The organism is Bacillus crepusculi (genome assembly GCF_014764715.1).
Taxonomy (GTDB): domain Bacteria; phylum Bacillota; class Bacilli; order Bacillales; family Bacillaceae; genus Bacillus.
Map to the genome: position 1 here is coordinate 1 of NZ_JACXXE010000007.1, position 21739 is coordinate 21739.

The following is a 21739-nucleotide window of genomic DNA, read 5'->3' on the forward strand; positions in this document are numbered from 1 at the left end:
TGAGAGTAGGACGCCGCCAAGCTTGTTGTTTTTATATCGTCGCGGGGTGGAGCAGTTCGGTAGCTCGTCGGGCTCATAACCCGAAGGTCGCAGGTTCAAATCCTGCCCCCGCAACCAAATTATTTTATATACCAATAGGGAGTACTGATTGAGTGCAACCCAAATGGTCCGGTAGTTCAGTTGGTTAGAATGCCTGCCTGTCACGCAGGAGGTCGCGGGTTCGAGTCCCGTCCGGACCGCCATTTTTAAGACTTGTAAACGAAAACGTATAGTTTCGTTTTTTTTTATGTCTTTTTCTTTGAACAAGTAAGCATGCTACAATGAAATAGCTTGCGTTTGGCTACACTATCATGTGAAAAGAAAAGATAGATTACTTCGACACAGCCTGGTTTTTTCATACCAGGCTTTCTTTATATCATTTTTAGTTGGAACTGAGGCTCATATTCGCTACACTAATATTAACTGTGTCTGACATGATGTCTACTCAATCAATTGATTGCATGAAGGGGCTGTCTTTTATGGATGAGTTTGATCTTATACGCCGGATTACACCAGAAGAAACGCATCAACGTTCCTTGGTCATGGGGATCGGTGATGATGCAAGTGTTTATCAACCTCATTCACATTGTGAAGAGGTCGTTTGTGTTGATACAATGGTGGAGCATGTTCATTTTCGTTTTGATTTTTCCTCGCCCTATGAGGTTGGCTTTAAAGCGCTGGCTGTCAATGTCAGTGATATTGCGGCAATGGGAGGAACACCAAAGTATTATCTTGTATCAATTGCGATCCCGCCTCATGGTGATGAGACAATCGTCACTGCTCTTTACGAGGGAATGAAGACTTTGGCTGACATATATCATATGGATTTAATTGGCGGGGATACAGTAGCTACCCGCAGTGATTTTGTCATCACGGTGACGGTTATTGGTGAGGTTCCAAAGGGAACAGCTTGTTATCGTCACAGTGCACAGACAGGAGACGTCGTCTTTGTCACAGGTGAACTTGGTTCATCAGCTGCTGGGTTATCACTCTTAATGAACGAAGTAGACCCTGCAAAGGCAGTCGATGCTGCTTTTTTTCTTAAGCGTCACAAAATGCCAGAGCCTCACATTGCTGCCGGACACATTTGCTCAAGCTTCCCGCGGGTGACCTTGAATGATGTGAGTGATGGATTAGCAAGTGAGCTGAACGAGATAGCAGAAGCAAGCCGGGTGACGATGGAGATTGAAGCTGACAAGCTCCCAAAGCATCCCGATTTACCGCTGTTACGTAAAGACTGGCTTGAATGGGTGTTATTTGGTGGAGAGGACTTTGTATTAACTGGCACGATTCCAGAGGCTGATTGGGAAAGCTTTCAAGCGCAATGTCAAAGAAAAGATATTCAGATCACACGCATTGGACACGTTAAAGGTGATCAAGCGGCCAGCGTGATGTTAAAAGACAATGATCAACAAACAGTGTTAATGAAAAAAGGATATAATCATTTTAGGAAATGAGGTGACATGAACCGTGAAATTAACATGGACGACAAAAGGTGCGGATGAGACGAAACGAATTGCTGCTGCCTTGGCCAAACTTGTAATGCCGGGCGATGTATTGACCTTAGAAGGCGATTTAGGCGCAGGCAAAACCACTTTTTCAAAAGGATTTGCGGAAGGTTTAGGTATTACCCGTATCGTCAACAGCCCCACCTTTACGATTATTAAAGAATATACAGATGGCAGACTGCCACTTTATCATATGGACGTGTACCGCATGGAAGATGCGGAAGAAGACATCGGACTCGAAGAATATTTTGAGGGCGAAGGTGTATGCTTAGTTGAATGGGCACATCTTATTGAACCTCAATTGCCTTCTTCCTATTTAAAAATTGATATGCTGAGAACAGAACGTGAAGAAGAACGTCATCTCACGTTTGATGCAAAAGGGGAGCGCTACGAGACCCTTTGTAAGGAGATGAAAGAATTTGACCATACTGGCGATTGATACGTCAAACCATACACTAGGAATTGCTCTTGTAAGAGATTTCACAGTAATTGGAGAGAGCATCACGTACTTAAAAAAGAACCATTCCGTCCGAGCGATGCCAACAGTCGAAGCTTTGATGAAAGAATGTGGTGTAGCACCAAGTGAACTAAGCAAAATCGTTGTAGCGAAAGGACCTGGTTCCTATACTGGCGTCAGAATCGGTGTGACCATTGCAAAAACACTTGCATGGACGCTGTCTATCCCGATATCGGCTGTTTCGAGCCTAGAAACGCTTGCTGCAAATGGTCAATATTTTGATGGATGGATTTCGCCGCTATTTGATGCGAGAAGAGGACAAGTTTATACTGGGCTATATACGTTTGAAGCAGGAGAGATCAAAGAGGTCAAACCAGACCAAAATATGTTGCTCACAGATTGGCTGCATGAGCTGAGACAGACAGGAAAGCCTGTTTTATTTCTTGGGCATGATGTGCATCTTCATCAAGAGAGCATTCGCTCCATTTTAGGAGAGGCTGCTGTGTTAGCAGAGGGGGCATTTCATAATCCAAGACCTTCAGTGCTTGCGTATTTAGGAGCAGACCGTCCTGCTGAAGATGTTCACCAGCTTGTCCCTAATTATATACGTATGGCAGAAGCGGAAGTGAAATGGCTTGAAGGACAAAAATAATCTCAACACAGCAGAGATCCGGCGAATGACGGTAGAGGACATTCCAAAGGTGTATACGATTGAAGTGCATTCGTTTACAGCACCTTGGAAAAAGGAATCGTTTGTCTATGAGATTCTCCATAACCAATACAGTCATTATTTCCTCATTGAAGAAGATAACCAGCCTGTTGGGTATTGCGGAGTCTGGATTGTGATGGACGATGCACAAATTACGAATATTGCGATTCTCCCGGAGCATAGAGGAAAAGGCTACGGGGAAGCATTGCTTCGATATGTCATGGAATTTTGCAAAGAAAAAAAGACAGATCATCTTTCTTTAGAGGTGCGGGTTTCTAATACACCAGCACAATCCCTTTATGAAAAGCTTGGTTTTAGACCTGCATCTATTCGGAAGAATTATTATACAGATAATGGGGAAGATGCATTAGTTATGTGGGTGAATATAAATGAGTGAACAAACAGACCGATTCATATTAGGTATCGAAACAAGCTGTGACGAAACAGCTGCGTCCATTGTGAAAAATGGAAAGGAAATTGTAGCCAATGTTGTGGCCTCGCAAATAGAAAGTCATAAACGATTTGGCGGTGTTGTGCCAGAAATCGCTTCGAGGCATCATGTGGAGCAAGTCACGATCGTATTAGAAGAAGTGATGGCACAGGCCAATATGAGCTTTAAGGATTTAGATGCCATTGCTGTCACAGAAGGGCCGGGCTTAGTCGGTGCACTTCTGATCGGTGTCAATGCAGCGAAGGCACTGAGCTTTGCTCATCAAATACCACTCGTTGGTGTTCATCATATTGCTGGACATATTTATGCAAACCAGCTTGTTGATGAATTGCTGTTTCCATGTTTAGCTCTTGTCGTTTCTGGCGGGCATACTGAGCTTGTTCTAATGAAGGAGCATGGGTCCTTTGAGGTCATTGGAGAAACATTAGATGATGCGGCTGGAGAAGCCTACGATAAAGTGGCCCGGACGATGGGGCTTCCGTATCCAGGCGGGCCTCATATTGATCGGTTAGCACATGAAGGGGAGCCAACGGTCAAGCTCCCTCGAGCATGGCTTGAAGAAGGGTCCTATCACTTTAGCTTCAGCGGATTAAAATCAGCTGTGATCAACACCTTACACAATGCGTCTCAAAAGGGAGAAACGATTGCCCCAGAGAATTTAGCAGCAAGTTTTCAGGAAAGCGTGATTGAGGTGCTTGTTGGAAAAACATTAAAAGCGGCTGAAGCGTATGGTGTGAAGCAGGTTGTTCTAGCTGGAGGAGTCGCTGCCAATAAAGGACTGAGAGAAGCTTTAACATCAGCATTTGCAAAGCTGCCAGACGTGAAGGTTATCATTCCGCCATTGTCTCTTTGCACAGACAATGCAGCCATGATTGCCGCTGCTGGAACCATTGCATTTGAAAAAGGAATAAGGGGCGATATGGCGATGAATGGTCAGCCTGGAATGCCACTTGTCTCATATGAATGAAAACTCCTGTGGATATACAGGGGTTTTTTTCATTTTCAATGAAAGCGTTTTATGCACATGTAAACGTTATATATCCACAATTGTTAGAAAATTTCGTTTTAAAATGAAGGTGATGTGTATAAATACGAACTTTTATGTGGATATGTGATTAAAACTCTGTGGATAAAGTGGATAAGTGCAATTTTTAAAAGAATAATAAAGAAGTTCTTGTGGGTATCATTGTGGATAATAATTTTCACGAAAAAGAAAAAAGAGCACCCATTAGAGTACTCTTTAAGATTCTGATAGCTCTTCCCACTCTGCAAAAAGTGATTCAAGCTCTTGATTGAGCGCATCATTTTCAGTTTGAATGGCTTGCACCTTCTCGTGATCTTGGAAAATAGCAGGATCACATAGAAGCTGTTCATTTTCACCGAGCTTGTCTTCAATGACGGCGATTCGCTCTTCAATTTCTTCAATTCTGCGCTGCTTTTGTCTTTCTTTCTTTTTCAGTTCTTTTTCTTCTGCATAGGAAAGCTTGGCTGTTTCGACTGGTTGTGATACTTGTTTTTTAAGCGGCTCATGCTCCTGGAGTGCTTCAAGCTCTAATTGTTCGTTTTTCTTTTCAAGATAGTAGTCGTAGTCACCAAGGTATTCTTTTGTTTCTGTTTGCGACAGCTCGAGTACTTTCGTTGCCAGGCGGTTAATAAAATATCGATCATGGGAAACAAATAAGATGGTTCCCGGATAATCAATGAGCGCATTCTCTAAAATTTCCTTACTATCTAAGTCAAGATGATTCGTAGGTTCATCAAGAATGAGGAAATTGGCTTTTTGCAGCATTAGCTTTGCCAGTGCAAGACGCGCTTTTTCTCCACCACTTAATGCATGAACGGGCTTTAAGACATCATCACCGGAGAAAAGGAAGTTTCCTAAACATGTCCGAATTTCTTTTTCAGTCATATGTGGATAATCATCCCAAAGTTCATTTAGCACTTTCTTGGAGGATGTCAGTTTGGCTTGTTCTTGGTCATAGTACCCGATTGTGACATGAGATCCGAAAGTGATATCGCCTTTTACAGGCGTTAATGTATTCGTTAAGGTTTTTAAAAGTGTTGATTTCCCGATTCCGTTAGGACCAATGAGTGCCACGCTATCCTCGCGTTTAATATGAAATGAAAGAGAGGATAGGAGCGGTGTTTTTTCATCATAACTAATATCGAGATCATGCACCTTCAGCACATCGTTGCCGCTTTGTCTCGTAATATCAAAGTGAAAGCTTGCGGATTTTTCATCTCCTTGTGGCTTATCTAAACGATCCATCCGCTCCAGCTGCTTCCGTCTGCTTTGAGCGCGCTTTGTGGTGGAGGCTCTTGCTAGGTTGCGATCCACAAAATCCTGTAGCTTCGAGATTTCTTCTTGCTGCTTTTCGTAGAGCTTCGTATCTCGCTCTAACTGCTCGGCTTTCAATTCAAGATACTTACTATAATTGCCTGCGAATTTTTTCATCGCTGTTCTTGAGACTTCATACACATGGTTGACCACTTTGTCTAAGAAGTAGCGGTCATGGGAAACGATGAGAATGGCACCTGTATAATTTTGCAAATACTGCTCAAGCCATGATAAGGTATCAATATCTAAATGGTTGGTTGGCTCGTCCAGGATTAAGAGTTCTGGTTTCATTAATAATAGCTTACCAAGTGCTAGACGGGTTTTCTGGCCGCCGCTTAAGGATTGAACAGTTGTTCCATCTTCAAAATGACTAAAGCCGAGCCCATGAAGAATGGAGCGGACATCTGCTTCATATTGATAGCCGCCTTGATCTTTAAATTCCTGCTGAAGCCTATCATAGGTTTTCATGAGGGAATCCAGTTCTGATCCTGTGGAAGAAGCCATTTTTTCCTCAATGGTTCTCATCTCTTGTTCCATTCTTTTTAAATGATCAAAAACCGATAATAATTCGTCTTTTAATGTACGTGTAGACGTCACATCGGTATGCTGTGCTAAATAGCCGATCGATAGGTCCTTCGGTTTGATGATCTCACCTTGCTCGTAAGACATTTGACCGGCAATGATTTTCAAAAGCGTGGATTTGCCCGCGCCGTTACGACCTACAATGGCAATTCGATCCTTTGCTTTGACTTCCAATTTTATATTCGTTAAAACGGTATCAGCGCCAAACGATTTGGACAGCTGATTCACTTGTAAAATCATCATGTAACTTCACCTCTGCTATAATATGTTAAGTGTAGCTTATCAGCAGTAAACCAGCAAATCTTACATACAATCGACATATTCAAATGAAAGACAGATAGGAAAAAATAGTGTATGATTTGAGGGAGGGAGCGTTGGAAGATGAGTCAATTTAGCCACTTTAACGAACAAGGAAGAGCAAGGATGGTCGACATTAGTGACAAATCGTCTACAGTGAGAACCGCCGTTGCTGTTTCAAGCGTTCGTATGATAAAAGAAGTGTTTCATAAAATAGAGCAACGTGAAATTGGAAAAGGGGATGTGCTGTCTGTCGCACAGGTTGCTGGCATCATGGCAGCAAAGCAAACATCTAGCATCATTCCAATGTGTCATCCGCTCGCACTAAAAGGCGTGGATATCTCCTTTGATTGGGAGGAAGACGGAAATGCGCACATTCTGAACATACAAGTACAGGTGAAAACAAAAGGAAGTACGGGTGTGGAGATGGAAGCGCTCACTTCTGCTTCAGTATGTGCACTGACCGTTTACGACATGTGCAAAGCGATTGATAAAGGCATGATCATCGGTCCTACCTATCTAGTTGAAAAGACAGGCGGGAAAAACGGTGATTTTCACAGAGCATCTGATATTTAAGTTGGAGGACCTTATATGAATATAGACCAGTCAAAAATTCCACAAGCGACAGCCAAACGTTTGCCGCTTTACTACCGTTTTTTAAAAAATCTGCATGCATCAGGAAAACAAAGGGTGTCATCGGCAGAGCTTAGTGATGCAGTCAAAGTGGATTCTGCGACCATTCGCCGAGATTTTTCGTACTTTGGTGCACTAGGGAAGAAAGGGTACGGCTATAATGTCGATTACCTCTTGACCTTCTTTAGAAAGACCCTTGACCAAGATGAAATGACCAATGTCATGCTCATCGGTGTCGGGAATTTAGGGACTGCTTTTTTACACTATAATTTCATCAAAAATAATAATACAAAAATTTCAATGGCTTTTGACGTCAATGAGAGTAAAATAGGAAGTGAGATAGGCGGCGTGCCTGTCTATGATTTGGATAAGCTTGAAGAGCATGTGCAAGAGGTAGGAGATATTCCTGTTGCGATTTTGACAGTACCTGCCGTAGCAGCTCAGTCCATTACAGATCGTTTGATTGCCCTTGGCATCAAAGGAATCCTTAACTTTACGCCGGCTCGATTGAATGTGCCGGAACACATTCGAATTCATCATATAGATTTGGCGGTTGAACTTCAGTCTCTTGTGTATTTCTTAAAGCATTACTCTGTTACGCAGGAGGATTGATGAAAAGGGGTAAAGGGGGTGGAGCAAATGGGTCCGATCGGTCCTGGAAGTTTGGTTCTGATTGCGATTGTTGCGCTTATTATTTTTGGGCCGAAAAAGCTTCCTGAATTAGGAAGAGCAGCAGGAGATACATTACGTGAATTCAAAAATGCCACAAAAGGTTTAGCTGATGATCAGGAAGAAAAAAAGAAAAAAGAAGATCAGTAGAATAGGATGAGCTTCATGAATGTCAAAGATATGCCGCTTATGGAGCATATTGTGGAACTGCGGAAACGTTTAGTGATCATTGCGATGTTTTTTGTCACCTTTATGGTGGCAGGTTTTTTTCTTGCTAAGCCGGTCATTGTGTATTTACAAAATACCGATGAAGCGGCAACACTGACACTAAACGCGTTTAAGCTCACAGATCCACTGTACGTATTTATGCAGTTCGCTTTTGTCATTGCTCTCGTTTTGACGTGTCCCGTGATTTTATATCAGCTATGGGCGTTTGTGAGCCCTGGTTTATATGAAAAAGAAAGAAAGGTGACACTTGCTTACATTCCAATTGCACTGCTTTTATTTTTGAGCGGTGTGGCTTTCTCTTATTTTATTTTGTTTCCATTCGTCGTTGATTTTATGATACGAATGTCGAATGATTTAAATGTAGAGCAAGTGATTGGGATTCATGAGTATTTTACATTTCTGATGCAGTTAACACTTCCATTTGGCTTTTTGTTTCAGATGCCCGTCGTGTTGATGTTTCTCACAAGACTTGGCATCATTACACCGATGTTTTTATCAAAAATACGGAAGTATGCCTATTTTGTCCTCCTTGTCATTGCCGCACTTATTACACCGCCAGAGCTCGTTTCTCACCTCATGGTTACCTTGCCAATGCTCGTTTTGTATGAAGTGAGTATTGTCATTTCAAGAGTGACCTTTCGCAAAATGCAGCAAACAGAGGAGAAAGAAAATCATTATGTCTCATAAAAAAAGCATCGTGATCACGATGCTTTTTCTATTTTGAAAATAATTGGTTGATCGCTTGAAAGAGGTGCTGGTAATATGCGGGCTCATGCGGGACAAAATCATGTACACCTACTTCTTTATTTTCCTCATGTCGTTTTCCATCTATATCGACTTCAAAGCCTTCCACCTGAATTCTTTCACATGTCCCTGTGAAAAGATGCTGTGCATCGAGGCATTTCGTACGATAAAGTCCAGCGACTTCTTCTTTTTGTAATTGAACGTTCATCTGCTCTTCTTGATGGACGTAAAGATACACATGGCAATATTCACGATCGATGAACGCAGGCATATGGATCTCATCCTGTATGACACCTGCAAAGGTCAGGACCTCAAAAGGCAGAGAGAGACCAAGCTCTTCTTCTACCTCTCTTATGCCATCAGAAGGCTGTTCATCTGAGAGAAGGTGACCTGCTGCGGTGATATCAAGCAGAGAAGGAAAATCCTTCTTGGCAGGACTTCTTAGCTGAAAATAGAGATATACTGTGCCATGTTCCTTTTTGAGAAGCCAGAAATGAAAGGTTTCATGCCAAAGGCCCTGTGCATGGACATCTGAACGGACGGCAACTCCAATTGTTTCTTGCTGATCGTTTAAGATGCTCAGTTTTTCATGTTCCATGAAGACACGTCCTCCATAAAAAAACCATTTTCCAAGCGCCGGAAAATGGTTTTTGATTTATTTTTGCTGCTGTTTTTTGAGTTTGACCGAGAAGGCAAACATTTTAAACGCGATGTTGATATTATAGGCCGCAAACACCATGAGCAAAATGCTGTAAAATGACCACATGTCACCTGGGTTTTGAATGGCCATATAAGTGAACGCCACACCTACGGCAAAATAAATGATGCCCCATACGACTGGGTTTCTCATGAGAAAAAGCCTCCAATAATTAGTTGCATTGTTTGAGATTGTTCTTCAATCATTTTTTTCACTGGCTCAATCTGCACAAGAATGACGAGCGAGTTCATCAGCATGTGTGCACCGATTGGCACAATGATTCGTTTTGTTTTCGCATATAAAAAGGCAAAGGTAAAGCCCATCGCAGTATAGAGCAAGATATGAGCAAAATCAGTGTGTACAGCGGCGAAAACCACTGAACTAACAAGCGCTCCAATGAAGAAATTCGTTTTTTCATAAATGACACCAAAAATGATTTTTCGGAAAATGATTTCCTCTAAGATAGGTCCAATCAGGGCGATGACGATCACAAGCCAAGGAACGGCATCCATAATGGATAAAATGGCTTGAGTATTTTCTGACTCACGGCCAATACCAAATGCATATTGTTCAATCGCTCCTGCAATCGATTGCGCAAAGAGGGAAAGAAAGAAACCACCAATGATCCAAGCAATAGCAGAACCGATGGAAACCGGTGCCTCATTCCGAAGTGAAGCTTTTGGGACGGTTCGAAGAATGAACAAAATGATGATTAATCCAATACAGAAGCTGATGATTGTCCATGTTCCTGATAATTGTGAGAGCTTCATTTGTGTCATCGGTGTATGAATAAATCCTAACCACTTCATAATGAGCACATATGGAATTGCAGAAACCTGCACCAATATATACGTTAAGATGATGTACCAATATTGTTTTTTCAAGTAACGAAAACCCCTTTACTAAAAGAACTAGATTTATTGTAACACAAGTCTTCTTTTTCGATGAAAAGGAAAGAACCTGTGATGAAAAAAGATCGTGAAAGCGTAAAAATTTTTAAAGGTTTTTACTTGAAATTACGGAAGACATTCTTTATTATAATAAATGTGTTAGCACTCACTAGTGATGAGTGCTAAAAAAGACTACATATAAAAATTGAGGAGGTTGTTTCTTATGTTAAAGCCATTAGGCGATCGCGTAATCATTGAACTCGTTGAATCTGAGGAAAAAACCGCTAGCGGTATTGTTTTACCGGATTCTGCAAAAGAAAAACCGCAAGAAGGTAAAATTGTGGCAGCAGGTTCAGGGCGTGTACTTGAAAGTGGTGAGCGCGTTGCGTTAGAAGTAAACACAGGCGACCGCATTATCTTCTCAAAATATGCAGGCACTGAAGTGAAATATGAGGGCAAAGAATATTTAATCCTTCGTGAAAGCGACATTTTAGCTGTTATTGGTTAATCACATAAAAAAGATTGAGATATATTTCTAAAAAGACTGAGGAGGTTTCGTTATTATGGCAAAAGATATTAAGTTCAGTGAAGAAGCACGTCGCGCGATGTTACGTGGTGTAGATGCACTTGCAGATGCTGTAAAAGTAACTTTAGGACCTAAAGGACGTAACGTGGTTCTTGAGAAAAAATTCGGTTCTCCACTTATCACTAATGATGGTGTAACGATTGCAAAAGAAATCGAATTAGAAGATGCATTTGAAAACATGGGTGCAAAACTTGTGGCTGAAGTTGCAAGCAAAACAAACGATGTAGCTGGTGACGGTACAACAACTGCAACAGTTCTAGCTCAAGCAATGATCCGTGAAGGCCTTAAAAACGTTACAGCTGGTGCAAACCCTGTTGGCGTTCGTAAAGGGATTGAAGAAGCAGTCAAAGTAGCACTTGAAGGCTTGCACGAGATTTCTAAACCAATCGAAGGCAAAGAATCAATTGCTCAAGTTGCGTCTATTTCTGCAGCAGATGAAGAAGTCGGAAGCCTGATCGCTGAAGCTATGGAGCGTGTAGGAAACGATGGCGTTATCACAATCGAAGAATCTAAAGGTTTCACAACTGAGCTTGAAGTGGTTGAAGGGATGCAATTTGACCGTGGATACGCTTCACCATACATGGTAACTGATTCTGATAAGATGGAAGCGGTTCTTGAAAATCCTTACATCTTAATTACTGATAAAAAGATCACAAATATCCAAGAAATCCTTCCAGTACTTGAGCAAGTCGTACAACAAGGAAAACCATTATTGATCATTGCTGAGGATGTAGAAGGCGAAGCACTTGCAACACTTGTTGTGAACAAACTTCGTGGTACATTCAATGCAGTAGCAGTAAAAGCACCTGGATTCGGTGATCGTCGTAAAGCAATGCTTGAAGACATCTCTGTTCTAACTGGCGGAGAATTAATTACAGAGGACCTAGGACTTGACCTGAAATCAACTGAAATCGGTCAGCTTGGCCGCGCGTCTAAAGTCGTTGTGACAAAAGAAAACACAACAATCGTAGAAGGTTCAGGAGATTCTGCTCAAATCGCAGCACGCGTGAACCAAATTCGTGCGCAAGTAGAAGAAACAACTTCTGAATTCGATAAAGAAAAATTACAAGAACGTCTTGCAAAACTAGCTGGTGGCGTCGCTGTCATCAAAGTTGGTGCTGCAACTGAAACAGAATTAAAAGAGCGTAAACTACGCATCGAGGATGCACTGAACTCAACTCGTGCAGCAGTTGAAGAAGGTATCGTATCCGGTGGTGGTACAGCACTTGTGAATGTATACAACAAAGTTGCTTCAATCGAAGCTGATGGTGACGTTCAAACAGGTGTAAACATCGTTCTACGTTCTCTTGAAGAGCCAATTCGTCAAATCGCTCACAACGCAGGTCTTGAAGGATCTGTCATCGTTGAGCGCTTGAAAAACGAGGAAATTGGCGTAGGCTTCAACGCAGCAACAAACGAATGGGTAAACATGATCGAAAAAGGAATCGTTGACCCAACAAAAGTAACTCGCTCTGCACTTCAAAACGCAGCTTCTGTTGCAGCAATGCTTCTAACAACTGAAGCAGTCGTTGCTGACAAACCAGAAGAAGGCGGCTCAGGCGGCGGAATGCCGGATATGGGCGGCATGGGCGGTATGGGTGGAATGATGTAAACACCCCCGAAAACCCCTTGAAATATAGGGGTTTTTGTTTTGTCTTTTTTTAATTGGTCACGTGTATATGAGAAATGATGAATTGAAACCTTCACCGCTTTTCATTCGTTAACATTAGTGACAGTGATTTCATGGGACTTTACCCGATATGAAGAGAATGGGTGATTTTAAAAAGAAAAGCGGTGATCATATGGGCTTGACGACTTGGGTGGCGATTATTCTTGTACTAGTCATTGTGTTTGGATTATGTGGATCGAAGAAGCGTGAGAAATAATGAAAGAGTTAACCCCACTTCCTAATAGGAGTGGGGGATTTTTATTGCTAAAGTGGAAAACGTTTGAAGAGTTTTAAAAGGAGCTCGTGATTTTTCAAGGCTTCATGCTTACATATCCACTTCAAAGAAGCCATTCCGACGTGGAATTATCAGCCTGTCCATGTATATGGAAAATGAATGCAATAAAAAAGCCCTTATTATTCAAGGGCGTTAATGAAAGTTTATTTTACTTTGACTGTGAATGTCACGTCTTTACTATTCATGAAATCATCAGTTGTGACATCTCCAAATTTCAGCTTTAATTCTTTGATGTTTTTAATGTTGATCTCTTTGCCTTTAGGAGCTAAGAATTGAATGACGCCATCTTGTTTCACGCCACCTTCAACATCTCCTCCAATCTTACCGTCAGTCATAAACATATTCGCATCTAACTGCATACTTCCAGCTACAGCTTTACCTTGATCTGGATAGAAATTTAGGACTTTATCTGTCGTATTTTCGATGTTCATGCCTACATTAATTCTATCCTTCATAATTTTAATTTCGCCAAGATTTACTTTCATTCCTTGAGCATTCGTTTTGTATTTACTTGCATTAATTTTCTTTGAACCATCATCTTCTTTATTTTTTGATTGTGATTTTGTACTTGTTGACTCTTTTTCTTTAGACGCACCCGTAGATACATCATTTGTTGAGCCGCATGCAGCCAGTGTGAATGTTAGCCCTAAAGCTAGAAATAAAGCATAAAATTTTTTCAAAATAAAAATCCCCTTCAGTCAATTTATATAAGCATCTTTTAATGGCTTATATATTATATAGTACTATTATAATAGGATAAAAGAATCTATAAATCAACATAAAATGATAAAAATAGAAAATATTTGTTGATTGAGGTTGAATCGTCTTTGAATATTTTATAAACCGGTTAGCTTAAAATTACTTAAAATCTTTTCTGATGACTTAAAATTAACCTGAATTTCCTTATAATAGAATTATTGCGAGGGATTGGGAGTGATTGGGATGGATGATACATTGGTTAAGATGGTTAATAGAGAGGGTCATCATGACAGCTTATTTCTAAATATATCTTCAAATGCAATTGGAGCTCTTTCAAAGGAATCTGCTGAGAGGATTTTAAAGAGAAAGGATACCAATGAAATTCATCAATTGATGTATGTTCCTATTGAAAATGCTGATGACCTTAAATGGTTGATTCATAGTTTGCATAGAATCATCATGGATGAAAAAGATGTACATGTCGTTCTTGAATTGGCAGATCTACTGTATTTCTTCGTTGTTCCTTTTTATAAAGAAGAATTAGTGAGCCAAGGAGAGCTGTCTTACTTGATGAATGATATGTTGTTTATTCTGGATCTTTGGACAAATCAAGACCTAGTAGAGCTAGTTGATGCCATTCAATTTGAATTAAAAAGAGTAGAGAAAAAAGGCTTGTAGAGCGATCTCTACAAGCTTCCCTCGTTATTCTGATGCAGTTGTTTTATTGACGACAGGCTCTTTTCTAAACACACCCATACATCCTGCGATGATGATTAATACAGCTGGAAGGATAAAGAACATAGAGATAGAAATAATGCCACCAACAGCAGATACTAATAATAAAATCCCGCCAAGCTTTGCTTTTTTCTTCACGATAACAGATGCCACAATAGCAAGAATAGAGAAAAGCATTGCAGCCCAGCCTAATCCTGTAATTTCACTAGTGCCTGTGTCGCTAAATGCCGCATCGATTCCCCCAAAAGCAAGTGCGAACATTGCGCCGAAAAATCCAAAAATTCCTCCAATTAAGCCTAAAACAAATTCCGTCGTTCTTTTCATGGTATGTTCCTCCGATATGTAATTAAGAATTATTGGTACTTAAGAACCAACACAATCTTACTAATCGGCATTCCTTTCATAATGTTAATAGTTTTGTCAAAAAAACAAGAAAATCCATGAAGAATTTTCTTGTTCATCTACTGGGCTCTTTCCCAGGTGATTCTTGTTTCATTTGTTGTTTTCTTTCCTTTTGCGAGTACCTTGCCGTTTTCTTGTTTCACGGTGATCTTTAGGTCATAAAAGGAATAAAGGGCGCCGAGGCTGTCATTTTCCGGTTTATGCAGGTTGTTTTCCTTTTCAGTTGATGCCCCAATGGCGAGCGTCTTGGCAAAGTTTAAACCGATGACTTCAGCGTAATCACTATTGGTATTAGAGGAAGCTGTCACGTTTAAAGAAATGACTTTCTTCTTTTGATCAACGGTGATGGCTGTGTCTTTTACGAGCTTAGACTGCTCCATGACCTCTTTTGTTTCTTTTTGAATGCGTTCATTAATTGTAGGAAGTGCCTTAGATTCTGTTTTTTGTTCTTTTGTCGTATTCGAGCAAGCTGCTAGAATGAAGAGACCTGCAACTAGACTCATGAAAATAAGTAGACTTTTTCTCACGTTCGTTCTCCTTTTTCCTTCGAAGTATGTATGCTTATGTTACCACGAATTCTTGTTTTGATTAAAAGACAAGTGTTGATAAGCTGTGAACAATAAAAAGCACCCAAAACTGGGCGCATTTTTCTTATTGTGCTGAAAGGCTTGTACTAAGTGGAATAGAAGAATGTACCGTGAATGTAGGGGACGGCGCACCTGATTCTAGATTTTTACGCAACAGCGATGATTTGATGGTACCATCCCATTTTTTATAGATGCTTCCTGATGTATCTGCACGAAGCTGTACGTTCGAGAAGCTTGCTTGTGAGTAGCTGTTTGCCCCATTATCCTGAACACCGTGTACCATTTTGACAACATCAAGGTTTTTGAGACGGCTAGGGTTGAAAACAGGCTGCTTGTAGCGCAATTTTCCATTGACATATAGTGACACCGTGCCATCACCATTGTTGATGAGCTTTAGGTTGACACGTTCGCCATCCTTAATGCTCTTATCGTATTCACTGTTCCAATATTGACTGCCGCCTTGTGAGCCGCTGCCAAGAAAGACCTTATAGCCAGAAGGCGTTTTTGAAATACCGCTCTCTATAACGGCAGAGCCAAGACCTAGATACCAGTCAGCATATCCATTTTTAATCGTCGCTGTTTTCGGAAGTACAATATCAGCAGAGATGCCTGACCATTTCGCTTCATCCGTTTGTGTCACAATCGCACCGTGACGGGGACCAGCTGCTGAGGCAGGTAGACTTGAAAGCATCAAAACGAACGTTAAACTCACACTCAAAGCGATGAACCACTTTTTCATAAAAATTCCTCCTTAAATTTGATTCACTTTTATTATATAAAATGAAAGAGAGGGGCTACTTGCATTTTTCTGGCTTATTTTGGTGTTTTTTATGAACAAAATCGGTCATAAAGTGGTCAACTTGTATTCGAATTGTAATGTGACTGTAAAATAACTGGGGGCATCTTCATGTATAATAAGTGCAGAAACCAAATACGGAGGATTTTTTAAATGAATAAAAAGCTTATCGCGACAATCGTAACAGTAGCTAGTTTATTTTTAGCGTTTAGTTTCTCACATGGAGCAAGTGCAAAAAAAGTAAGCGGCAATATTACTTGGTATAATGGTGTCGGTAAAAAAGGCGCAGATGGAAAAAAACTCGGTCATTGGGATGCAGCAACTAAAATGGGATTTGACGTACCGAAAAAGGGTACAAAACTAAGAGTGACAACTAAAGCGAAACCACATAAAGTGATTACAGTCTATAAATATGATGTAGGTAGAATGCCAAACGCTGTATTAGACGTTAGTCCAAAAGCATTCAAAGCACTTGGGTATAAAACAAGTAAAGGTGTCGTAAAAGGGCATTACACTTATTAATACATAGGCATGCAAAGAAGCGGGGAAAGTTCATTTTCTGGCTTCTTTTCTTGTGGAGAGGGTCTGAAAGACAATGAAAAAATCAACATGGTGGATCATCACGGTCATTGGAGTCGCAGTGATTGCGGCAGTTATTTTCTTCATGGTGAAGCCGGCGCAAGAGGCGAAACATGCAGGAAAAGTCAAAACGAATCAAGATGCAAAAGACGAATTGCTCGTTTCATTTACGGATCAACAGTTAAACAATACGTACTATCTGCATGACCGAGCGCTTCATACGGAGAAACTGACAGCGTATCCTTCGATTGCTTATGATTCTACGAAACAGCTTTTATATTATACGTATACGGACGAGGACACACAAAAAGTAAGTATTCGGGAATTGAATGTGAAAAATGATGAAGAAAAAACGCTGTTTACAAGTGACGATTCCATCGACAGTATGAGGCTTTCTGGCGATGGAAAACAGTTATTACTAAGGTATAACAAGGATTCAGGGGAGCAATTTTGTGTCGCTTCTTTTGATTTGAACACACACAAAGTGAAGATGCTGTATCCAGAAAAAAGCAAGGATGATACGGTGAGTTCTTTTGCTTATGATCCGTCTTCAAACCTCTTGGCGATCCAGCATTATTCCTTAAAGGAAGATTATCAGAAGACCGATGAAGCGAATGAAAAGGGAAAAGACCCTGAACCAACGACCATGAAGATTACCCTGCAAACAGGTGAGAAGGGGAAACGTATCGCACGTATCTCACAAACGATCAATGATATTTCATTTTCACCAGATCATAAAAAATTGGTTTATACAGAAGTGAAAGTTCGAAAAGAAAAAGAAGTATCCTCTATTAAGATGCTGAATGTAGAAACGGGAAAAACGACGACACTCGTTAAAAATAGCCAGGATGCTCATATTTTAAGTGCTGCACAGCCGCAATTTTCTACAGACGGGTCTTCTGTTTATTTCTTAGGGGTTGCAAAGAACGCTAAGGAATTAAAGGATGACACCGGAAGAAAGGCTAAAGTAAGGACGATTTTTGAATATGATATCAAGAAGAAAACAGTAGAAGCCGCTTGGGAGAAGGATGGCGGAATCATTAACAATTTCACTGTCAATCGATAAAGGATGCGTTCAGTTATTTTATATAACTGGACGTTTTTTTATTTTGCCAGTTGAAAGGGCGGATAATTAGGTGAATTCATGAAGGGAAAGTCAGTTTTTAAGCAGGGAAATGAGTGGTATTTTCGTATTTTGCTTGTGTGACAGAGGAGAGGAAAGAGTGTAGCATAAGTGGAAATAAAAAAACGAGAGGACAGATGGCTTCTCGTTTTCTCTAACTTATTTGGTGTTATTGTCTAGTAAGTTTTGAAAGATAAATAGGGCATTAATGGAATGAGGGAATCCAGCTACCTTTGTACAGTGCTTAATAATCTCCATGACCTCTATGACAGAGAGTCCAATATGTAATGCTTGTTCGAAATGCGTCTTTAATTCGTCATCACAATTGCCTTTTGTGATGAGGGCAGATAATGTACTGATGGCCTTCTGTTTATCGTCTAATATGAAGTGGTTGAATTCTTTTTGTTCACCGAGTTCAATTGTTAGCTGTTCAATGTTTGACCGAATGCTCTCGTTTTCATGAATTGAAAGCTTCTCTATGTTACCTGCCGCTATTTCTTGTTTGACCTGGCAAGTCTCTTTTTCTTCATTCAAATTGAACTCCTCCGTTTTTTATCGCAATTTTCCATTTGTTTGTTCAATGTTTCTTGGGTGCCTTTTGATAGATGTAATGGGTATATAGTAGTATTATCGGTTTGCTTCGTCAACTTTTTAAGTGTTGAATGTACAAAGAAACCATTCATTAAGTGTATTGTTCAATTTCCAAATAGATAGATCGTGAAAAGGAAATAAAGGGCTAATGAATCGATGTCAGTTAGCCCTTTCACGATAACTTATTTCATACAAGTTTCTACGTCTGTAGGGAAGAGTCGTTTTATTTTTTACTAAATGATATCCATCGGCCGCATCATGTCATAATCTTCGTGCTCTAAAATATGACAATGCCACACATATCGTCCGCTGTATGGGACAAATCGAGCGATGATTCGAATGACTTCACCTGCATGGGCCTGAATGGTGTCCTTGTACCCTTGTTCATGCAAAGGAGGTGCTTCATTTGGTCCTGTATACACGATTTCTCCTGTCGATTGATAGACCTCTGTATCAAATGGTCTTCTGTCTATTACCCTAAATTGAACAAGATGTAAATGAATAGGATGTGTGCCCCTGGTTGGATTGACGATAGACCACATCTCTACACTGCCAAGTCGAGGATTTTCCGTGACGGGGTCATTCCAAAAGTGGTTATCCAGTAATAAAATAGGGCGACCATATTTATCCTGCGTGCCGGTAAGTGTGAGCGTACGCTCTTTATCAGCTCGACTCGGCCGAAGCGGTGGCAGCGGTTTGAAGATTGGGCGTAATGCTTTAGGTGCTTTCCCTTTTAGCGGACGTGTGACCTTAAACTGCATAATGTTTGCATCGGTTTCTGGATTTACTTCCTGTCCGCAGCCTGCTTTATTTTTTAGAATAATTGTTTTGTTTTCATAAGCTGAAAAGTCGATGATGACGTCGAAACGTTCAGCAGGTGCAATGCTAAAGGACTGATGATGAACAGGTCTTGGTAAAAAGCCGCCATCAGATCCAATTTGCAAGATCGTGGCATCGTTATCTAAATGCAGCTCGTAAGTTCTTGTATTGGACGCATTTAAAATGCGAAAACGGTATTTTCGCGGCTCTACTTCTAAATACGGCCATACTTTTCCATTAACCAGTATCGTTTCCCCGCAAAAAAATGGGACGATGGAGGGATCAGGAATGTCACTGTCTTCTGGCGTGTTGCTTGGTCTGCTTGGATAAAACAGTGCGCCATCCTCCTGAAACGTACGGTCCATGATCATTAAAGGAATGTCATATTCATCTTTCGGTAATTGTAATGATTTTTCAAACGGATCTGAGATCAAGTAAAACCCAGCTAAGCCGGCATATACATTTAATCGTGTTAATGCCATCGCATGATCGTGATACCACAATGTGCATGCTTGCTGGTGGTTTGGGTATTCGTAAATCTGCCGTTCAAAGAAGGGGCCTGTCGCTTCAAAGTCTCGTGAAAACCAAGCCTCTGGATAACCGTCACTGCTTGCTGGTGTGACCCCGCCATGTAAATGAACGACAGTTTTGACTTCTGGTTCGTCATGATGGCCTTCGTGAATGGTGTGATCGACCGGCAGAAAATGCTTAAGCGGCAATTTGTTCATCCATTTTACTTTGACCTTTTCATTACGATTCACTTTAATGGTCGGACCAGGCAAACTGCCATTATAGGTCCATAGCTTGGTTGGGGGCAGGTCTCTATGAACTTTTAAGAATACCTCCTCCATGGCGATTTCATAATATGTTTGTCTTGGGTTCTTTTTGACAGGCTCCGCGACTTCTGGAATTGGTAGCTCGTCAACAAATTTTTCTAGGTTCATTTTCACTAATCCTCACTTAGAATCAATTTGATACATTATAAGTGCGGACATCAAAATAGGTGAATAAAATAAAAAAACCCGCTTTTCAGCGGGAGAATTAAGGGTGTTTATTTTCAAGCGCCGCATTTGCAGGCACCTTTTTATTCGGTTTAAAGATAAAATAGGCAGCTAGCACACCAAAGGTAATGATACTCGTCAAAATGAGCTGTGGTCTCATTGATTCGATAAACAGCATAGAGGCCAAGATAGCGCAAATGACCAAAATGGTAAAGTACGTGAGGTATGGGAACAGCCACATTTTGATTTTAAGTTGTTCTGGATTTTCCTTTTCGATTTTACGGCGCATTCTTAATTGCGAAACAGCAATGACCAAGTAGACAAGAAGTGCAATCGCGCCAGATGCATTGACTAAGAACAAAAAGATGGTTTCAGGATAAAAGTAGTTCATCATGACGGCAATATAGGAAAAGAAGGTACCTGCGACTGTAGCCGCTACAGGAACACCACGCTTGCTGATTTTCATAAAGCGTTTCGGGGCTTCGCCTCTTTCCGCTAATGAATAAAGCATTCTGGACGTTGTGTATAAGCCGGAGTTTAAACAAGAAAGAACGGCTGTTAAGACAATGACGTTCATGACTTGAGCGGCTGATGGGACGCCGATGTATTCTAAAACAGCAACGAAAGGGCTTGTTAAAATACTTGCTGAATTCCATGGGAGTAGGGTGACAACGACGGCGATTGATCCGACATAGAAAACAATAATACGCCATACAACAGAACGAGTAGCCGTTGTAACCGATTTGACAGGATCTGCTGATTCACCAGCCGCAATTGCCACAATTTCTGTTCCCATGAAGGAAAAGATGACGACGACGATCCCGAGCAGCACAGAGCCGAATCCGTTTGGAAGGAAACCGCCGTTCCCTGTTAAATTGGCAAGACCTGCGGTATGATGACCGCCAAAACCAAAGATAAATGCAAAACCAATAAGTAGAAAGAGAATAATGCTGACGACTTTAATTAATGAAAACCAATATTCAAATTCGCCAAACGATTTAACCGAAAAGATATTTGTCAATGTTAAGAGGATTGTGAGGATAAGACTTGTGAGCCAAACAGGTGCATCTCCATACCAATATTGAATAATGGCAGCACCGGCAATGGCCTCGATGGCGATGACGATCACCCAGAAGAACCAATAGAGCCAGCCGATTGTAAACCCAGCCCATGGGCCAATGGCGTCGCTTGCATATTGTGAGAAAGAACCGCTTGTTGGATAGGCACACGCCATTTCTCCAAGCATTCTCATAATAAAGATCACCAGAAGTCCGGCAAACGAATAGGAAAGAATGGATCCAGGCCCTGCAGAATGAATGACAGCGCCGCTACCAACAAATAGCCCTGCCCCAATGACCCCTGCTATGGAGATCATTGAAATATGTCTTGTCTTAAGGTTTTTTTGAAGACCGTTTGTCATGTTGGACATTTCTTTACCTCCAAACACTTCTCTTTCATAGAGAATTTGTTTTTAGAATATTTTAAATTTTATCATACTGAATTGTCATTCAGCATTGGACAGGTTATCAAACTGACCTTTCAAACCTCTTAACATGATGTTAAAAATTATAAAGGATTTGAGAGATTATGTTCCCTCTTTTTCCTCAGCTCATTC

At 40.9% G+C, this 21739-nt stretch carries 26 protein-coding genes and 2 tRNA genes; 17 read left to right on the forward strand and 11 right to left on the reverse strand.

The genetic code is table 11. The annotated features are described in order from the left end of the window. The first annotated feature begins 40 nt into the window (after positions 1 to 40). The 7 genes from IEE86_RS12895 (at position 41) to tsaD (ending at position 4131) form a co-directional block, all read left to right on the forward strand. A tRNA-Met gene (locus tag IEE86_RS12895) sits at positions 41 to 117 on the forward strand. Between the two features lie 48 nt (positions 118 to 165). After that, positions 166 to 242 (forward strand) — tRNA-Asp (locus tag IEE86_RS12900). A 276-nt stretch (positions 243 to 518) separates the two neighbouring features. Further along, positions 519 to 1496: a thiamine-phosphate kinase gene (thiL, locus tag IEE86_RS12905; RefSeq protein ID WP_191097581.1), complete on the forward strand. Its 978-nt coding sequence runs from the start codon at positions 519 to 521 to the stop codon at positions 1494 to 1496. Between the two features lie 13 nt (positions 1497 to 1509). Beyond that, on the forward strand, positions 1510 to 1986 hold the full coding sequence (gene tsaE, locus IEE86_RS12910) for a tRNA (adenosine(37)-N6)-threonylcarbamoyltransferase complex ATPase subunit type 1 TsaE (protein ID WP_191097582.1): 477 nt from the start codon (positions 1510 to 1512) through the stop codon (positions 1984 to 1986). Beyond that, a complete protein-coding gene (tsaB, locus tag IEE86_RS12915) occupies positions 1967 to 2656 on the forward strand; it encodes a tRNA (adenosine(37)-N6)-threonylcarbamoyltransferase complex dimerization subunit type 1 TsaB (protein WP_191097583.1) in 690 nt (229 codons plus the stop codon). The genes tsaE and tsaB overlap by 20 nt, the downstream gene beginning before the upstream one ends. 25 nt (positions 2657 to 2681) lie before the next feature. After that, positions 2682 to 3110: a ribosomal protein S18-alanine N-acetyltransferase gene (rimI, locus tag IEE86_RS12920; RefSeq protein WP_191097752.1), complete on the forward strand. Its 429-nt coding sequence runs from the start codon at positions 2682 to 2684 to the stop codon at positions 3108 to 3110. Beyond that, positions 3103 to 4131, forward strand: a complete 1029-nt coding sequence (tsaD, locus tag IEE86_RS12925) for a tRNA (adenosine(37)-N6)-threonylcarbamoyltransferase complex transferase subunit TsaD (RefSeq protein ID WP_191097584.1) — start codon at positions 3103 to 3105, stop codon at positions 4129 to 4131. Before rimI ends, tsaD begins: the two co-directional genes overlap by 8 nt. Before the next feature lie 273 nt (positions 4132 to 4404). Here the strand turns inward: tsaD and IEE86_RS12930 are convergent, their stop codons facing one another. Further along, complete coding sequence (locus IEE86_RS12930; RefSeq protein WP_191097585.1) at positions 4405 to 6327, reverse strand: ABC-F family ATP-binding cassette domain-containing protein; 1923 nt, start codon at positions 6325 to 6327, stop codon at positions 4405 to 4407. Positions 6328 to 6465: 138 nt separating this feature from the next. Here IEE86_RS12930 and moaC point away from each other — a divergent pair, with 138 nt between their 5' ends. The 4 genes from moaC to tatC are packed head-to-tail and all read left to right on the forward strand — an operon-like array spanning position 6466 to position 8598. Next, positions 6466 to 6957 carry a cyclic pyranopterin monophosphate synthase MoaC gene (gene moaC / locus IEE86_RS12935; RefSeq protein ID WP_191097586.1) on the forward strand — a complete coding sequence of 164 codons (492 nt, stop codon included), beginning with the start codon at positions 6466 to 6468 and terminating at the stop codon, positions 6955 to 6957. Positions 6958 to 6972: 15 nt separating this feature from the next. Then, positions 6973 to 7626, forward strand: coding sequence for a redox-sensing transcriptional repressor Rex (locus tag IEE86_RS12940; protein WP_008355687.1), 654 nt, complete (start codon positions 6973 to 6975; stop codon positions 7624 to 7626). A 27-nt stretch (positions 7627 to 7653) separates the two neighbouring features. Beyond that, entirely contained in the window at positions 7654 to 7833 is a 180-nt protein-coding gene (locus IEE86_RS12945; RefSeq protein ID WP_003214302.1) for a twin-arginine translocase TatA/TatE family subunit, read from the forward strand. A gap of 6 nt (positions 7834 to 7839) precedes the next feature. Continuing rightward, on the forward strand, positions 7840 to 8598 hold the full coding sequence (tatC, locus tag IEE86_RS12950; RefSeq protein WP_191097587.1) for a twin-arginine translocase subunit TatC: 759 nt from the start codon (positions 7840 to 7842) through the stop codon (positions 8596 to 8598). Positions 8599 to 8626: 28 nt separating this feature from the next. Here tatC and IEE86_RS12955 read toward each other — a convergent pair whose 3' ends face one another. The 3 genes from IEE86_RS12955 to IEE86_RS12965 are packed head-to-tail and all read right to left on the reverse strand — an operon-like array spanning position 8627 to position 10236. Further along, the gene (locus IEE86_RS12955) at positions 8627 to 9253 is read right to left on the reverse strand and encodes an NUDIX hydrolase (protein WP_191097588.1); all 627 of its coding nucleotides are present in this window, start codon (positions 9251 to 9253) and stop codon (positions 8627 to 8629) included. 57 nt (positions 9254 to 9310) lie between these two features. Beyond that, positions 9311 to 9505: a YdiK family protein gene (locus tag IEE86_RS12960; protein ID WP_034320377.1), complete on the reverse strand. Its 195-nt coding sequence runs from the start codon at positions 9503 to 9505 to the stop codon at positions 9311 to 9313. Beyond that, the gene (locus IEE86_RS12965; protein WP_191097589.1) at positions 9502 to 10236 is read right to left on the reverse strand and encodes a CPBP family intramembrane glutamic endopeptidase; all 735 of its coding nucleotides are present in this window, start codon (positions 10234 to 10236) and stop codon (positions 9502 to 9504) included. Before IEE86_RS12965 ends, IEE86_RS12960 begins: the two co-directional genes overlap by 4 nt. 229 nt (positions 10237 to 10465) lie before the next feature. Here IEE86_RS12965 and groES point away from each other — a divergent pair, with 229 nt between their 5' ends. The 3 genes from groES (at position 10466) to IEE86_RS19570 (ending at position 12714) form a co-directional block, all read left to right on the forward strand. After that, positions 10466 to 10750, forward strand: a complete 285-nt coding sequence (gene groES, locus IEE86_RS12970; RefSeq protein ID WP_003214120.1) for a co-chaperone GroES — start codon at positions 10466 to 10468, stop codon at positions 10748 to 10750. A 55-nt stretch (positions 10751 to 10805) separates the two neighbouring features. After that, positions 10806 to 12440, forward strand: coding sequence for a chaperonin GroEL (gene groL, locus IEE86_RS12975; protein ID WP_007496015.1), 1635 nt, complete (start codon positions 10806 to 10808; stop codon positions 12438 to 12440). Between the two features lie 148 nt (positions 12441 to 12588). Continuing rightward, positions 12589 to 12714, forward strand: a complete 126-nt coding sequence (locus tag IEE86_RS19570) for a hypothetical protein (protein ID WP_263479582.1) — start codon at positions 12589 to 12591, stop codon at positions 12712 to 12714. Between the two features lie 221 nt (positions 12715 to 12935). Here IEE86_RS19570 and IEE86_RS12980 read toward each other — a convergent pair whose 3' ends face one another. Continuing rightward, positions 12936 to 13472, reverse strand: a complete 537-nt coding sequence (locus IEE86_RS12980) for an LptM family lipoprotein (RefSeq protein WP_191097590.1) — start codon at positions 13470 to 13472, stop codon at positions 12936 to 12938. A gap of 262 nt (positions 13473 to 13734) precedes the next feature. Between IEE86_RS12980 and IEE86_RS12985 the strand changes: the two genes are divergently transcribed. After that, the gene (locus IEE86_RS12985; RefSeq protein ID WP_191097591.1) at positions 13735 to 14169 is read left to right on the forward strand and encodes a hypothetical protein; all 435 of its coding nucleotides are present in this window, start codon (positions 13735 to 13737) and stop codon (positions 14167 to 14169) included. A 24-nt stretch (positions 14170 to 14193) separates the two neighbouring features. Here the strand turns inward: IEE86_RS12985 and IEE86_RS12990 are convergent, their stop codons facing one another. From IEE86_RS12990 to IEE86_RS13000, 3 genes are all read right to left on the reverse strand, one after another. Then, positions 14194 to 14550, reverse strand: a complete 357-nt coding sequence (locus IEE86_RS12990; protein ID WP_191097592.1) for a DUF4064 domain-containing protein — start codon at positions 14548 to 14550, stop codon at positions 14194 to 14196. A gap of 137 nt (positions 14551 to 14687) precedes the next feature. Continuing rightward, positions 14688 to 15155 carry a hypothetical protein gene (locus IEE86_RS12995; protein ID WP_191097593.1) on the reverse strand — a complete coding sequence of 156 codons (468 nt, stop codon included), beginning with the start codon at positions 15153 to 15155 and terminating at the stop codon, positions 14688 to 14690. Positions 15156 to 15279: 124 nt separating this feature from the next. Continuing rightward, positions 15280 to 15954 (reverse strand): hypothetical protein, encoded by a 675-nt coding sequence (locus IEE86_RS13000; RefSeq protein WP_191097594.1) that lies wholly within the window; start codon positions 15952 to 15954, stop codon positions 15280 to 15282. A 210-nt stretch (positions 15955 to 16164) separates the two neighbouring features. On the opposite strand from IEE86_RS13000, the gene IEE86_RS13005 reads away from it, so the two are divergent. Both IEE86_RS13005 and IEE86_RS13010 read left to right on the forward strand, forming a co-directional pair. Beyond that, the gene (locus IEE86_RS13005) at positions 16165 to 16533 is read left to right on the forward strand and encodes an RlpA-like double-psi beta-barrel domain-containing protein (RefSeq protein ID WP_003213878.1); all 369 of its coding nucleotides are present in this window, start codon (positions 16165 to 16167) and stop codon (positions 16531 to 16533) included. A 73-nt stretch (positions 16534 to 16606) separates the two neighbouring features. Continuing rightward, a complete protein-coding gene (locus IEE86_RS13010; protein ID WP_191097595.1) occupies positions 16607 to 17656 on the forward strand; it encodes a hypothetical protein in 1050 nt (349 codons plus the stop codon). A 216-nt stretch (positions 17657 to 17872) separates the two neighbouring features. On the opposite strand, the gene IEE86_RS13015 is transcribed toward IEE86_RS13010, so the two are convergent. The 3 genes from IEE86_RS13015 to gabP all read right to left on the reverse strand — a co-directional run bounded on the left by IEE86_RS13015 (position 17873) and on the right by gabP (position 21553). Then, positions 17873 to 18247, reverse strand: coding sequence for a carboxymuconolactone decarboxylase family protein (locus tag IEE86_RS13015; RefSeq protein WP_191097596.1), 375 nt, complete (start codon positions 18245 to 18247; stop codon positions 17873 to 17875). A 290-nt stretch (positions 18248 to 18537) separates the two neighbouring features. Further along, entirely contained in the window at positions 18538 to 20067 is a 1530-nt protein-coding gene (locus IEE86_RS13020; RefSeq protein WP_191097597.1) for a multicopper oxidase family protein, read from the reverse strand. Between the two features lie 97 nt (positions 20068 to 20164). After that, positions 20165 to 21553, reverse strand: a complete 1389-nt coding sequence (gene gabP / locus IEE86_RS13025) for a GABA permease (RefSeq protein ID WP_191097598.1) — start codon at positions 21551 to 21553, stop codon at positions 20165 to 20167. Positions 21554 to 21739 lie beyond the last annotated feature (186 nt).